The sequence below is a fragment of the Actinacidiphila glaucinigra genome (genome assembly GCF_035918135.1).
Taxonomy (GTDB): domain Bacteria; phylum Actinomycetota; class Actinomycetes; order Streptomycetales; family Streptomycetaceae; genus Actinacidiphila; species Actinacidiphila glaucinigra.
In genome coordinates this window covers 3766029-3780459 of the sequence record NZ_CP109144.1, presented here as the reverse complement: position 1 = coordinate 3780459, position 14431 = coordinate 3766029, and the positions used below count along the sequence as shown (strand labels likewise).

At 73.9% G+C, this 14431-nt stretch carries 9 protein-coding genes; 4 read left to right on the top strand and 5 right to left on the bottom strand.

Annotated features, from left to right (window positions below; translation table 11 throughout):
- Positions 1–3 precede the first annotated feature (3 nt).
- Positions 4–294, top strand: coding sequence for a hypothetical protein (locus OIE69_RS16545; RefSeq protein ID WP_326572696.1), 291 nt, complete (start codon positions 4–6; stop codon positions 292–294).
- A gap of 53 nt (positions 295–347) precedes the next feature.
- On the opposite strand, the gene OIE69_RS16540 is transcribed toward OIE69_RS16545, so the two are convergent.
- The gene (locus tag OIE69_RS16540; RefSeq protein ID WP_326572695.1) at positions 348–659 is read right to left on the bottom strand and encodes a hypothetical protein; all 312 of its coding nucleotides are present in this window, start codon (positions 657–659) and stop codon (positions 348–350) included.
- Between the two features lie 82 nt (positions 660–741).
- The gene (locus OIE69_RS16535; RefSeq protein ID WP_326572694.1) at positions 742–3903 is read right to left on the bottom strand and encodes a tetratricopeptide repeat protein; all 3162 of its coding nucleotides are present in this window, start codon (positions 3901–3903) and stop codon (positions 742–744) included.
- A gap of 236 nt (positions 3904–4139) precedes the next feature.
- Here OIE69_RS16535 and OIE69_RS16530 point away from each other — a divergent pair, with 236 nt between their 5' ends.
- A complete protein-coding gene (locus OIE69_RS16530; RefSeq protein WP_326572693.1) occupies positions 4140–7514 on the top strand; it encodes a S8 family serine peptidase in 3375 nt (1124 codons plus the stop codon).
- A gap of 61 nt (positions 7515–7575) precedes the next feature.
- Here OIE69_RS16530 and OIE69_RS16525 read toward each other — a convergent pair whose 3' ends face one another.
- The gene (locus OIE69_RS16525) at positions 7576–8574 is read right to left on the bottom strand and encodes a helix-turn-helix domain-containing protein (protein ID WP_326572692.1); all 999 of its coding nucleotides are present in this window, start codon (positions 8572–8574) and stop codon (positions 7576–7578) included.
- 136 nt (positions 8575–8710) lie between these two features.
- Here OIE69_RS16525 and OIE69_RS16520 point away from each other — a divergent pair, with 136 nt between their 5' ends.
- On the top strand, positions 8711–10741 hold the full coding sequence (locus OIE69_RS16520) for a thioredoxin domain-containing protein (protein WP_326572691.1): 2031 nt from the start codon (positions 8711–8713) through the stop codon (positions 10739–10741).
- 71 nt (positions 10742–10812) lie between these two features.
- On the opposite strand, the gene OIE69_RS16515 is transcribed toward OIE69_RS16520, so the two are convergent.
- Both OIE69_RS16515 and trhA read right to left on the bottom strand, forming a co-directional pair.
- On the bottom strand, positions 10813–11424 hold the full coding sequence (locus OIE69_RS16515; protein ID WP_326572690.1) for an acyl-CoA-like ligand-binding transcription factor: 612 nt from the start codon (positions 11422–11424) through the stop codon (positions 10813–10815).
- A 190-nt stretch (positions 11425–11614) separates the two neighbouring features.
- Complete coding sequence (trhA, locus tag OIE69_RS16510; protein ID WP_326572689.1) at positions 11615–12316, bottom strand: PAQR family membrane homeostasis protein TrhA; 702 nt, start codon at positions 12314–12316, stop codon at positions 11615–11617.
- 255 nt (positions 12317–12571) lie between these two features.
- On the opposite strand from trhA, the gene OIE69_RS16505 reads away from it, so the two are divergent.
- Positions 12572–14383, top strand: a complete 1812-nt coding sequence (locus OIE69_RS16505; RefSeq protein ID WP_326572688.1) for a phosphoenolpyruvate carboxykinase (GTP) — start codon at positions 12572–12574, stop codon at positions 14381–14383.
- Positions 14384–14431 lie beyond the last annotated feature (48 nt).

Here is a 14431-nt window from a genome sequence, read left to right as displayed (position 1 = left end):
CGCGTGAACGCGACATTCGGCACGGCCGCAGCCCAGCTCGTCCCCCTGGCCGCCAAGGACCTGGACGAGAACAAGGTGACGCCCGGTCTCCTCGGCTTCGTCATCTTCGCCCTCATCGGCTTCTCCCTGTGGTGGCTGATGAAGAACATGAACAAGCAGTTCAAGAAGATCGACTTCGAGGAGCAGCCGCAGCGGACGGAGCAGTCGGAGCCGCAGTCGGAGCGGGCCGAAGCCGCCTCCGCCTCCGCCTCCGCCGCCTCCGGCCCCGAGGGCCCGGGCAGCCGCAAGGGCTGAGGCACGCCGCCGCACCCCCTTCCCGCCCGGGAGGGGGTGCGGCGGCGGCACGCTCACCGCGGCGCGGCGACCGTGACCCGTGTGAAGAGCAGCGGGACGCCCTCGTCGTCGGAGCGGGTGTACGAGGTCCGCACCGCGACCACCCGCACGTCGTGGTCGTGCACGGCGATGTGCCCGCCGACGGCGGGGACGGGGAGCATGCCGCTGGAGACGATCACGGCGAGGCCGTCGTCGGCGCCGTCCGGCGCCTCCCACGCGAAGGTGATCGTGTGCCGCACCGGGCTCTCGTGGTAGATGCTGGCCTCGCGCGGCAGCGCAAGCTCCCGGTCGCGGATGGGCTGGAGCTCAGCGGGCAGCCGGTCCATGGTTCGTCCTCTCGCGGTCGGTCCCCGTCGCGATTGTCGCCCGTGGGACGCCGCACGGCCGGTGACACGCTGGGCCGGGCCCTCAGCCCTCCACCGCCCGGTCCACCGGCACGGCCATCACCGTGCGGGCGCCTCGCGACGGCACCATGCCCAGCCGCCAGGCCTCCCACGGCGTGCCCGGCTCCACACCGCGCTCCAGCAGCAGGGCGTAGGCCTCCGCGTACTCCTGCAGGTCGAGGTCGCGCCCCTCGTACACGTCGTCCGTCAGCCGGGCGAGCCGCTCACGGGCCTCGGCGGCGCCCTCGCGCGAGAGCAGCGGCAGCAGCGTGCACTGCAGGAACCGCGCCCACGCCAGGCCGCGCCGGTCGTCCATGCCGGCGAAGAGCCGCTCCGCCTCCCGGACGAGTTCCAGGGCCGCCGGGACCCGGCCGTTGCCGGCGTCGATGACGGCGAGCTCCACACAGGACCAGCCCTCGCCGTGCGGCACCCCGACGCGCTGGAAGTCGGCGCGGGCGTCCTGCAGGAGCTGGCGGGCGAAGCCGCTGTTGCGCAGGTTGCCGGTGAGCGCCGCCCGCTGGTCGCGGGTGACCCGGGCGGAGTGGTGGCGGGCGCAGGCCAGCCCGTAGACGTCCCGCATCCGGCTGAACATGGTCCGGGAGCGTTCCAGGGCCCGCAGGGCCGCGTCCAGCTCGCCGCCCTCCTCCAGTGCCTGGCCGAGGTAGTACAGCGACCACGCCTCGCCGCGGGCGTCCTCGTTCGCGCGGTGGCGGGCCAGGGCGTCGCGCAGCAGGTGCTGGGCGGCGCCGGCGTCCCCGCGCAGCAGGCGGGCGCGGCCGAGCTGGGTGGTGGTCCAGGCCTCGCCGCGAGGGTCGCGCGTCGCGGCGTAGCACTCGCCCGCGGTGCGCAGCTCCGTCTCGCCGCGCCCGGCGTCGCCGAGCCGCAGCAGCAGCTGGCCCAGTTGCAGGTGCGCCCAGGCCTCGCCGTGCACGCTCTCGCCCTCCCGGTGCAGCGTCAGCGACTCGGTCAGCAGCTCGTGCGCCTCCGCCAGCCGGCCGGCGTCGCGCAGCACCGCCGCCAGCGCGTGCTGCGTCCAGGCCCGGTCGGCCCGCAGCTCGTCGCCGGCCTGCAGCTCCAGCGCCTCCCGCAGCTTGGCCTCCGCCTCCCGCAGGCTGCCCTGCTGGTGCAGGGTGATGCCCAGGCTGCACAGGGCACGGGCCGCGCCCGCCGGGTGCTGCGCCTCGAAGTACAGATCGACCACCGACGACAGCGTGGAGCGGGCCTTGTCCAGCTCGCCGAGCTGCCGCGCTGCGATACCCGTGCGCCACTGCACCGAGCGGACCAGCACCGACTGGTCCGCCTCCCGCTGGTGCGCCTGGGCCAGCTCGCCGATCTCGCCGAGCCGGTACAGGTCGCCGCGGAGCAGGCAGTAGTCGCACAGCGCGCCGAGCAGGTGCTGCACCACGCGCTGGTCGACGCCGTCGGATTGCCGCAGCGCCGCGGTGATGAAGCTCGACTCCTCGTCCAGCCAGCGCAGCGCCTGGTCCAGCGAGGGGAAGCCCTGCGGGCCGAAGCGGTCGGCGCGGGTCGAGGTCCGGCCGTCGACCAGCCGGATGACCGCGTCCGCCAGCTCGGCGTAGCTGCGGATCAGCCGCTCCTGGGCGGCCGCCCGCTCGGCCGGTTCCTCCTCGTCGAGCAGGCGCGCGTGCGCGAAGCGCCGTACGAGGTCGTGCAGCCGGTAGCGGCTGCCGCGCACGTGCTCGATGAGACCGGCCGAGGCCAGTTCGCCCAGCCGCCGGGCCGCCTCCTGCTCCTCCGCCCCCAGCAGGGCCGCGGCGGCCGCCGCGCCGAGGCTGGTCCGCCCGGCGAGCGCCAGCCGCCGCAGCAGCCGGCGGGCCGGCTCGGGCTGGTCGTGGTAGCGCAGGGCCAGCGCCCGGTCGACCGGGCCCACCGGCCCGTACGCCGCCAGGTCGGCCGCCAGCCGCTCCGCGCCCCGGTCGGGCAGCGAACTGCCCGCGATGCGCAGCGCGAGCGGCAGGCCGCCGCACAGCCGCCGCACGGCGTCGGCGGGACCGGCGTCGTCCGCGGCGGCGGCTCCGGGCGCGAGCCCGGCCAGCAGCTCCCGCGAGGCCTCCGCTCCGAGCGGTTCGACCGGCAGCGCGTAGACGCGGGCCGCCGGTACGTCGAGGTCGAGCGGTTCCGCCGACGTGACGAGGACGAGGCTGTCGGAGCGTTCCGGGACCAGGGCGCGGACCTGCTCGGGCCCGGCGGCGTCGTCGAGGACGACGACGACGGGCACGTCGGTGAGGTGCTTCTGGTACTGGTCGGCCAGGCGCCGCAGATGCTGCTCCTGGGAGGTGCGCTCGCGGAACAGGAGCTGTTCGCGGGGTGCGCCGAGCCGGTTGAGCAGGTGCAGCAGCGCGTCCCGTACGGGCAGCGGGCGCTCCCCGGGCGCGGCGCCGCGCAGGTCGACGACGCAGGCGCCGCGGAACTGGTCCCTGAGCTGCTGCGCGGCGCGCACCGCGAGCGTGGTGCGCCCCGAACCGGCCTGGCCGTGCAGGACGACCACGACGGGCTCCGAGGCGGGGGACACCCGCGCCTGGTGCACCCACTGGGCGATCTGCCGCAGCGGGTCCCGGCGGCCGGCGAACGGCCCCTCGATGGCGGGCAACTGGGCGAAGGACTGCTCCAGGACGCTGCGCCCCCGCGCGGCGGCGCTGCGGTCGGTGCGGCGCTGCGCCGGCACCTTCGCGGGGGCCGGTGCGGCGCGCCGGCGTTCCAGGAACGGCCGTACACCGCGCTGCTCCACGGCCTCCAGCCAGGCCTGCCGCAGGTCCTGCGGCCGCGACCCGCCGCCGCCCGTCGCCAGCGCGGCCGTCACGGCCGCCCCGGCGAGCGCCACCACGCCGCCCACGCCCAGCGCCGTGGACGTCGGGGTGCCCCAGCCGAGGTCCGCCACGCACGCCGCGACGGCGGCGACCGCGGTCACCAGCGCCGGGGTGACCAGCGACGACCGGCGGCCCGCGCGTTCCGCCGCCAGCGCGGCGGTGTACGCGGCGTACTCGGCGGCCGCCGCGGCAGCCAACTCGTCGACCGCCGCCCGTGCCTGCCGCAGCGCCTCCTCCGTCTCGCCGGAGCGGCCGCCCCGCGGCTCACCGGCGACGGCGCGTTCCAGCAGCCGTAACACCTCGGCGCGGTCGGACGTGCTCAGTTGCGTACGCCGTTGCGGCGTCTGCTTCGTCACCACTGGCCCCCTCGGTAGCCGCCCGCCCCCAAGTGTCCTGCCGAACACGCCATATCGCGACACCGCGTGCGCGGCCGGACCCGCCCGGACGGGCGCGGACGGCCCGGCCCGGAGCCCGCGGACCCGATCGCCGTACGAGTCCCCGGCGGCCCAGGCGCCGTGGCGCAAAGGTGACTTGTCCTGTGACCGACACGGGAAAGTGCTGACCGCCGCCGGTGGCCGGGCCACGCTGTCGCTCCATGAGACAGATGAACAACAGGTGGCGGCCGAGGGCCGGACACCCCCGGCCGCAGTATGTGGCGGCCGCGGCCCTCGCCGCACTGCTGGCGGGTCTGACCGCCACGCCCGGTGCCGCCCAGGGCACCGAGCGGACCGACTCAGCCGTGCAGGGCAAGGCGGCCGCGTCCACCGGATCCACCCGGCACCACGTCACTTTGATCACCGGCGACCGCGTCACGCTGGAGACGGCCCCGTCGGGCGGGCAGAGCGTTTCCGTCCGACCGGCCGCGGGCCGGGAGCACATCACCTTCGTCAAGCGCCAGAACGGGCGCGACTGGTCGGTCATACCCGTCGACGCGCTGCCCCTGCTCGCGGCGGACCGCCTCGACAAGGCGCTGTTCAACGTCTCGGCCCTGGCCAGGGGGAAGTACGCCGAGCGGTCGAAGCTGCCGCTCATCGTCGAGTACGCGGACGACGCCGCCACCGCCGAGCGCCGGCTCACCGCGGCCGGCGGCGACGGGGTGCGCGCCATCCCCGGGACCTCCTTCGCGACCCTCGGCCAGGACCGCGGGGACGCAGCCGAGTTCTGGAAGGACATCGCCCCCGCCCGGGTGGGCACCACGTCCTTCGGCGCGGGCATCCGCCGGGTCTGGCTCGACGGCCGCTCCAAGGTGCAGCTCGACCGGACGGTGCCGCACATCGGGGCACCCCAGGCCTGGGCGAAGGGCTACACGGGCGAGGGCGTCAAGGTCGCGGTGCTCGACACCGGTTACGACCCGAACCACCCGGACCTGGGGGGCCTCGTGGAGGAATCCGCGAACTTCACCGCCGAGCCGGACACCGACGACCGCAACGGCCACGGTACCCACGTCACCTCGACCGTCGCCGGTTCCGGCGCGGCCTCCGACGGCCGGTTCAAGGGCGTCGCGCCCGGTGCGCGGATCCTGTCCGGCAAGGTCTGCGACGCGGGCGGCTACTGCGACAACTCCGACATCCTCGAGGGCATGGCCTGGGCCGCCCAGCGCGGCGCCAAGGTGATCAGCCTCAGTCTGGGCGACGTCGACACCCCGGAGACCGACGCCCTCGAGGCCATGGTCGAGAGCGTCACCCGTGACCACGGCGCCCTGGTCGTGGCCGCGGCCGGCAACAGCGGTCCCGGCAAGGTCGGTTCCCCCGCCTCCGCCGACCGCGCGCTGGCCGTCGGCGCCACCGACATCGACGACGAACTCGCGCACTTCAGCTCGATCGGCCCGCGGGTGGGCGACTTCGGCCTCAAGCCCGACCTCGTCGCCCCCGGCGTCGGCGTCGTCGCCGCGCGGGCGGGCGGCACGACCGCCGAGGACGGCTACACCGCGATGGACGGCACCTCGATGGCGACCCCGCACGTCGCCGGTGCCGCCGCCATCGTCTTCCAGCAGCACCCCGACTGGACGCCCGCGCAGGTCAAGCGGCAGCTGATGCAGTCGGCGGCGGCCGGCAAGGAGCGCGGCGCCTACTTCCAGGGTGCGGGCCGGGTCGACGTCGCCCGCGCGGTCGGGCAGCAGGTGACCGCCGACACCACCGGAGTGGGCTTCGGGCAGATCCGCTGGTCCGACGGTCCGCGGCCGCCGGTCACGAAGACGATCACCTACCGCAACCCGGGCAGCGCGCCGGTCACCCTCGGCCTGTCCCTCAACGTCTCCCACAGTGCGGGCAAGCCCGCGCCGGAGGGCCTGTTCCGGCTCGGCGCCGACACGGTCACCGTGCCCGCGCACGGGACCGCGGACGTCACCGTCACCGCCGCCCCGGAGACCGCCACGACGTACGCGGCGTACAGCGGCGTGGTCATCGCGTCCACCGGTGACCGGGCCGTCTCGGTGCGCGTCCCGGTCGGCATGGACGTCGAGCAGCCCTCGCACAGCCTCCGGCTCACCGTGAAGGACCGCTCGGGCAAGGCCCCCGCGCACGCCTACCTGCTCGTCACCTCGGCCGACGGCGAGGTCCGCGAGGTGGAGCTGCACGGCAAGGCCGGCACCGAGCTGAGGGTGCCGCGCGACGGCAGGACCTACTCCGTGAACGGCTTCCTCTTCGACGAGGAGTACACCGAGGCCACCGTGGTGGGCGCGCCGAAGATCGTGATGAGCGCCGACCGGGACGTCGCCATCGACGCCCGGAAGGCGAAGCCCGTCACGGTGTCGGCCCCGAGCCGTTCGGCCCGCATCAAGTCGGCGGAGATCGGCACCGTGGGCCCGGACGGCCGGCTGTTCGCAGTCTCCGTGAACGACGCGGTCGGCGGCGACCGCATCGAGAACGTGTACGCCACCCCGACGGCGACGTCCAAGGACTCGAAGTTCACCTACCTGGTCAGCACCCTCTGGGTCGATCCCGCGGGCACCGACGGGAACCCGTCCTCGGTCTACTTCCTCACCCGGCCGGTGCGCGGGGCGATCCCGGCCGATCCCGGCTACCGCCCCCGCATGTCGGAGCTGGCCACGGTGAACAGCACCCTCGCCGCCACCGCGCCGGACACCACCGCGTACCGCAGCGTGTGGATGGCCCTGGACGGTCTCCGCTGGGTCCACGGGATGGACGGACTCCCGCTCCCGAACCGGCGGGTCGACTACTTCTCGCCGTCCGAGGACCTGCGCTGGCAGACCGTGTTCGAGCAGAACTTCTTCACCAGGCCGGACGCCCACGGGCAGAGCTTCCTCAGCCGCCTGCACAGCTACCGGGCCGGAACCTTCGAGGAGCGCTGGAACCAGGGTGTCCAGGGCTCGGGCTTCTCACCCGAGGAGCCGGTCACCTCCCGCGACGGCGACGCCATGATGTTCGCGATCCAGGACTCCGCCAACGGCAACCTCGATCTGGTGGCCGTGACGACGACCGGCAGCCGGCCCGAGTGGGAGCTGCGACGCAACGGTGAAGTCGTCTCGACGAACCGGGGTTTCGCGACGGTGCCGGCCGACGCCACCCCCGCCGAGTACGTCGCGACGTTCGAGCAGGAGCGCGACCTCGTCCCCAGCACCATCTCCACGCGTCTGAAGTCCGAGTGGCGGTTCCGGTCGCAGACGACGGCGACCCGGCAGGCTCTGCCGCTGCTGGCCGTGGTCATGTCGCCCCGGCTGGACGAGTGGAACCGGGCCGGAGCGGGACGCCGGTTCGACATGCCGGCCCTGATCCAGCGTCCGGCGGGAGCGGCCGAGTCGCCCATCCGCACCTTCACCGTCGAGGTCTCCTACGACGAGGGAAGGACCTGGCACACGGCCAAGGTCAAGGGCTCCGGGATGCAGCGCACCGTGACCGTCGACCACCCGCGCCGCTCCTCGGCCGGTTCGGTCAGCCTGCGCACCTACGTCAAGGACGCGGCGGGCAACTCCTTCAAGCAGACCGTGATCAAGGCCTACCTGCTCAAGTAGCCGCCGAACGGCATGGCGGGGCCCGCCGGATCCGTCCGGCGGACCCCGCACCGCCGTCCGTTCAGAGCCAGTTGCGGCGGGCCGCGTGCCACCCCAGCTGCATGCGGGTGGCGACGCCCGCGAGGTTCATCAGCCCCTGGACACGCCGCTGGACCGTGCGCTTGCTCACGCGGAGCTGCCCGGCTATCGCCTCGTCGGTCATCCCGGCGACCATCAGGGACAGCAGGTGCCGGTCCTCCGCGACCGGCGCCGCGGGATCCTCCGGGCCCGCGCCCCCGATCTGCCCCTCCTCGGTCACCCGCAGCGGGGCGGCGACCTCCCAGTAGTGCTGGAACAGGTCGATGAGCGCCTCCAGCAGACTGCTCTCCCGCACCAGCGCCGTCTTGAGCTGCCGGGGACCGGCCGGCGTGCCGGCGGAGGACAGCGGAAGGACGGCCAGCGACCGGTCGGCCACCGCCATCCGCAGGGGCAGCCGGGGCACCGCCCGGGCGACCTCGCCGGCGCGCACCCCCCTGACGACGTTGTCCACCGCGCCGGGGTCGTCGAAGTAGGCCTGCTCGTACAGGACCCGGTACAGCACGCCCCGCCCCAGCGCGTCGTACTCCTCCCGGTTGCTCCCGGCGGGCATCGCCACGTGGCGGGCCTTGCAGAACCACAGCATCTCGTGGCGGACGCCGTCCTGGAGCTGCCGCAGACGCTGCCGCAGCGCGGCCGCGCCGCTGATGACCTCGATCGCCTCCCCGGCCCCCCAGGAGCGCGCGCTGCGCCGGTAGGCCTCCACCAGCCCGAGCACGACGGCCCGGTCCTGCTCCAGGGCCTCCGCGTGGCGCTGCAGCCGCGGTACGAGGGCCACCTCCGGCGGGATCACCGCGTACGCGCCGGGGCTCTCCTCCACCGCGTACGCCAGCCCCTTGGCCTCCAGCGCGGACAGCAGAGCCCCGACCGCCGGCGGGCCGAGGCCGGTACGGCCGGAGACCTCCTCGGCCGAGGCCGACTCGGCGTCGAGCAGCAGCCGGTACACCTCGGCCTCGGCGGCCGTGAGACCCACCGTCTCCAGCATGTCGCCCTCTCCCATCACCGTCCGGCGATCGATTCCATCAGCACGACCGGCTGCGGACAACGTCCGTTGCCGCGGGCAACCGGCGTGGCCGCGCGGGTGCGGGACGCCGGACGGGGCGATGTGTGAGGCTGGGGGCATGGCCAATCGACTCAGCGGATCCACGTCCCCCTACCTGCTGCAGCACGCGGACAACCCGGTGCACTGGTGGCCGTGGGGCGAGGCGGCCTTCGCCGAGGCACGCGAGCGCGACGTGCCGGTGCTGCTCAGCGTCGGGTACAGCAGCTGCCACTGGTGCCACGTCATGGCCGGTGAGTCCTTCGAGGACGAGGCGACCGCCGCGTACCTCAACGAGCACTTCGTGCCGGTCAAGGTCGACCGCGAGGAACGCCCCGACGTCGACGCCGTCTACATGGAGGCCGTACAGGCCGCGACCGGGCAGGGCGGCTGGCCGATGACGGTCTTCCTGACGCCGCAGGGCGAACCGTTCTACTTCGGCACCTACTTCCCGCCCGCCCCGCGGCACGGCATGCCCTCCTTCCGCCAGGTGCTGGAGGGCGTCGAGGCGGCCTGGCGCGAGCGGCGCGACGAGGTCGGGGCGGTCGCGGCGAGCATCGTGAAGGACCTGGGCGGACGTTCGCTCGCCCTCGACGGGACGGCCGCCCCGGGGGAGGAGCAGCTCGCGGCGGCGCTGCTGGGGCTCACCCGGGACTACGACCCCTCGTACGGGGGGTTCGGCGGGGCGCCCAAGTTCCCGCCGTCGATGGCCCTGGAGTTCCTGCTGCGGCACCACGCCCGTACCGCCTCCGAGGGCGCGCTCCAGATGGTGCGGGACACCTGCGAGGCGATGGCCCGCGGCGGCATCTACGACCAGCTCGGCGGCGGCTTCGCCCGCTACGCCGTGGACCGCAAGTGGGTGGTGCCGCACTTCGAGAAGATGCTCTACGACAACGCGCTGCTCTGCCGGCTCTACGCCCACCTGTGGCGCGCCACCGGCTCCGACCTGGCCCGCCGGGTCGCCCTGGAGACCGCCGACTTCCTCCTGCGCGAGCTGCGCACCCACGAGGGCGGCTTCGCCTCCGCGCTCGACGCCGACAGCGACAAGCCGGGCGGCGGCCACGGCGAGGGCGCCTTCTACGTCTGGACGCCGGCGGAGCTGGAGGAGGTCCTCGGCAAGGAGGACGCGGCGCTGGCCGCCGAGTACTTCGGGGTGACGGAGGACGGCACCTTCGAGGAGGGCGCGTCGGTGCTCCAACTCCCCTCGGACGCCGGGTTCGTGGACGCCGAGCGGATCGCCTCGGTGCGCGGGCGGCTGTTCACCGCCCGGGAGGGACGGCCCCGCCCCGGCCGCGACGACAAGGTCGTCGCCGCCTGGAACGGGCTGGCGATCGCCGCGCTGGCCGAGACGGGGGCGTACTTCGAGCGCCCGGACCTTGTCGCGGCCGCCGTCGAGGCCGCGGACCTGCTGGTGCGGGTCCACATGGACGAGCACGGCCGGCTCGCCCGGACCTCGCGGGACGGCACGGTGGGCGGCAACGCGGGCGTGCTGGAGGACTACGCCGACGTCGCGGAGGGCTTCCTCGCGCTCGGCGCGGTGACCGGCGAGGGCGTGTGGCTGGACCTCGCGGGGCTCCTTCTCGACTCCGTACTGCGGCATTTCACCGGGGAGGACGGCACGCTCTTCGACACCGCCGACGACGCCGAGACGCTGATCCGCCGGCCGCAGGACCCGACCGACAACGCCGCCCCCTCGGGCTGGACGGCCGCGGCCGGCGCGCTGCTGTCGTACGCCGCGTACACCGGCTCCTCGCGCCACCGCGAGGCCGCGGAGCGGGCGTTGGGCGTCGTGGGCGCCCTCGGCGGCCGGGTGCCGCGGTTCATCGGCTGGGGTCTGGCTGTGGCCGAGGCGGCGCTCGACGGCCCGCGCGAGGTCGCCGTGGTCGGCCCGGCGGGCGACCCGGGCACGGCGGCGCTGCACCGCGCCGCGCTGCTCGGCACCGCCCCGGGCGCGGTGGTCGCCGTGGGGGAGCCCGGCGCCGACGAGTACGCCCTCCTGGCCGACCGCCCGCTGCTGGGCGGCCGCCCCGCGGCCTACGTCTGCCGGCACTTCGTGTGCGCGGCGCCGACCGCGGACGCGCAGGCCCTGGCGGAGCAACTGGGCGCGCGCTGACGTTCGGCGCGTGCCGCGGCCCCCCGGGCGGCGCCGACCACGGCTCACGGGGACCTGCCGCCGGTCCGCGCCTAACGGCAGAGGTTGGCCGCGAGCAGTTCCAGCGAGCGGTCGAGGACGGCGCCGGGGTCGGCGGTGCCGTCCGAGTCGAGCCAGTGGAAGACGGCCTCGGACCAGGCCCCGATCACAGCGGCGACGACGACCCGGACCTCGAGGTCGTCCTCGGGGCGCCCGAGGCGCTCGGCCGTGACGGAGGCCAGCAGCCGGCCGGCCTCCTGGATGCGCTCGCCCATGCGCGCGCGGACGGCGGGCACCGAGCGCACCAGGCGCAGCCGCTGCCGCAGCTCATCGAGCTCGCCCTCGTCGGCGAGCACCCCGCGCAGCGGGCCCAGCAGGGCGTACCGCAGGGAGGCGACGACGGGCTCCTGTGCCGGACGGGCGCGCAGTTCGGCCACCATGACGGGGTCGTGGCCTTCGGAGAGGACGATGTCCTCCTTGGTGGGGAAGTACCGGAAGACCGTGCTGGCCGAGACCTCGGCCGCCTCCGCGATCCGCTCGACGGTGGTCCCGTCGTACCCCTGCGCCTCGAAGAGCCTGAGGGCGGCTCGGCGGATGGCCCGCCGGGTCCGGATCTTCTTGCGCTCGCGAAGGCTCGGTCCGGTCGGTACGGTCACGCTCGTCATTGTCGTGCATCCACGGTGCGTGCCGCCCCGAAGGCTCCGGCGGGCACGGGGCACCGGCCACCACCCACCCCGCAAGTCCGTCGCCGGATGACAGTGACCGTCAAAAAGAGGCGGCTGTCATCTCGTGACGTGCGAAAGGCCCCGCGGAGCGCCGTCGCGGTCCGCGGGGCCCCCGGCCGTCGCGGAAGGGCTACGCGTGGTTGTAGGCCACCAGCGAGATGCCCACGTAGTGCACGATGAACGCGGCCAGCGTGAACGAGTGGAAGACCTCGTGGAAGCCGAAGAAGCGCGGTGAGGGATTGGGGCGCTTGGTCCCGTAGACCACCGCTCCGACGCTGTACAGCAGGCCGCCCACGACGATCAGGACGAGCACGGCGATGCCGCCCTGCCGCAGGAAGTCGGGCAGGAAGAAGACCGCCGCCCAGCCCAGCGCGATGTAGCAGGGCGTGTAGAGCCAGCGCGGCGCCCCCACCCAGAAGACCCGGAAGGCGATGCCCGCCAGGGCGCCCGCCCAGACCAGCCAGAGCAGGACCTCCTGCTTGCCGTCCGGCAGCAGCAGGAGCGTGAAGGGCGTGTAGGTCCCGGCGATGATCAGGAAGATGTTCGCGTGGTCCATCCGGCGCAGCACCGCCGAGGCCCGGGGGCCCCAGTCGCCGCGGTGGTAGAGCGCGCTCACGCCGAACAGCGCGCAGGCGGTGAGCGTGAACACCGCGCAGGCGATCCGCCCGCGGGTGCTCTCGGCGAAGGCGGTCAGGACGACCCCCGCGACGAGGACGGCGGGGAACATCCCGGCATGGAGCCACCCCCTCAGCTTCGGCTTCAAGGGGGCGGCGGCGGATGCGAGTTCTTCAAGGGCGGCGGGCACAACGGGAGTCTCGTCCACGGAGCTCATGAAATCAATGCTACCTACGGTTGCGTAGGTTACCGATACGTAGTACGTGGTGTCGCCGGGCGTTGGGAGTGGCGTTGCTCACCTCACGCGCCCTGGACAGATCGCGTTTCCTGTCCTGATACTCATATGAGTGCGGACGGCACCGGATGAGCATCCCACGAGAGCAGCATCCGGGTCGCAGCCCCCAAGGGGCCGACAACAACACCCTCGGAATCTGACGCCAGGTGAGTGCACACCGGGCGGAACGGAGCGATCGTGGCGCGCGTCAATGCGGCTCCCACCCATCACCAGGACCTGATCGCATGGGTCGGCGAGATCGCCGAGCTGACCCAGCCTGACGAGATCGTGTGGTGCGACGGCTCCGAGGAGGAGTACCAGCGCCTCGCGGACGGGCTCGTCTCGAAGGGCACCTTCAAGAAGCTCGACCCGATCAAGCGCCCCAATTCGTACTACGCCGCCTCCGACCCGACCGACGTCGCTCGTGTCGAGGACCGCACCTTCATCTGCTCCGAGCAGGAGCAGGACGCCGGCCCGACCAACCACTGGAAGGCCCCCGCCGAGATGCGGGAGATCTTCAGCGGCGAGAAGGGGCTCTTCCGCGGCTCCATGCGCGGCCGCACCATGTACGTCGTCCCGTTCTGCATGGGCCCGCTCGGCTCCGAGCTGTCCGCGATCGGCGTGGAGATCACCGACTCCGCGTACGTCGCCACCGCCATGCGGACCATGACGCGCATGGGCCAGGACGTGCTCGACGAGCTCGGCGAGGACGGCTTCTTCGTCAAGGCCGTGCACTCCGTCGGCGCCCCGCTGGAGGCCGGCCAGGAGGACGTCCCGTGGCCGTGCAACTCCACCAAGTACATCTCGCACTTCCCCGAGAGCCGTGAGATCTGGTCCTACGGCTCCGGCTACGGCGGCAACGCCCTGCTCGGCAAGAAGTGCTACGCCCTGCGCATAGCCTCGGTCATGGCCCGCGACGCGGGCTGGCTGGCCGAGCACATGCTCGTCCTCAAGCTCACCCCGCCGCGCGGCGAGGCCAAGTACGTCGCCGCCGCCTTCCCGAGCGCCTGCGGCAAGACCAACCTCGCCATGCTGGAGCCGACCATCCCCGGCTGGACCGTGGAGACCATCGGCGACGACATCGCCTGGATGCGCTTCGGCGAGGACGGCCGCCTCTACGCGATCAACCCCGAGGCGGGCTTCTTCGGCGTCGCGCCGGGCACCGGCGAGCACACCAACGCCAACGCCATGAAGACCCTGTGGGGCAACTCGGTCTTCACCAACGTCGCCCTCACCGACGACAACGACGTCTGGTGGGAGGGCATGACCGAGGAGCTCCCGGCCCACCTCACGGACTGGAAGGGCAACTCCTGGACGCCGGAGTCCGGGACCCCGGCCGCCCACCCCAACGCCCGCTTCACCGTCCCCGCCGCGCAGTGCCCGACGATCGCGCCGGAGTGGGAGGACCCCAAGGGCGTGCCGATCTCGGCCATCCTCTTCGGCGGCCGCCGCGCCTCCGCGGTGCCGCTGGTGACCGAGTCCTTCGACTGGCAGCACGGTGTCTTCCTCGGCGCCAACGTCGCCTCCGAGAAGACCGCCGCCGCCGAGGGCAAGGTCGGCGAGCTGCGCCGCGACCCCTTCGCGATGCTGCCCTTCTGCGGCTACAACATGGGCGACTACTTCGGCCACTGGGTCGAGCTCGGCCGGCGGCACGACGCGGCCAAGCTGCCGAAGATCTACTACGTGAACTGGTTCCGCAAGGACGCGGACGGCCGGTTCGTGTGGCCGGGCTTCGGCGAGAACAGCCGCGTGCTGAAGTGGATCGTCGAGCGCCTCAACGGCCAGGCCGAGGGCGTCGAGACCCCGATCGGCGTGCTGCCGGCCGAGGGCTCCCTGGACACCGGCGGCCTGGACATCTCGCAGGAGGACCTCGACCTGCTGCTCTCCGTCGACGTCGAGACCTGGCGGCACGAGGCCTCGCTCATCCCGTCCCACCTGGAGACCTTCGGCGACCACACGCCGAAGGAGCTGTGGGACGAGTACCGGGCCCTGGTCGAGCGCCTGGGCTAGGCCCCGCCGGAATCCGGGCGGCCCGGCCCTCCCCGTGCGTGCGGCGCG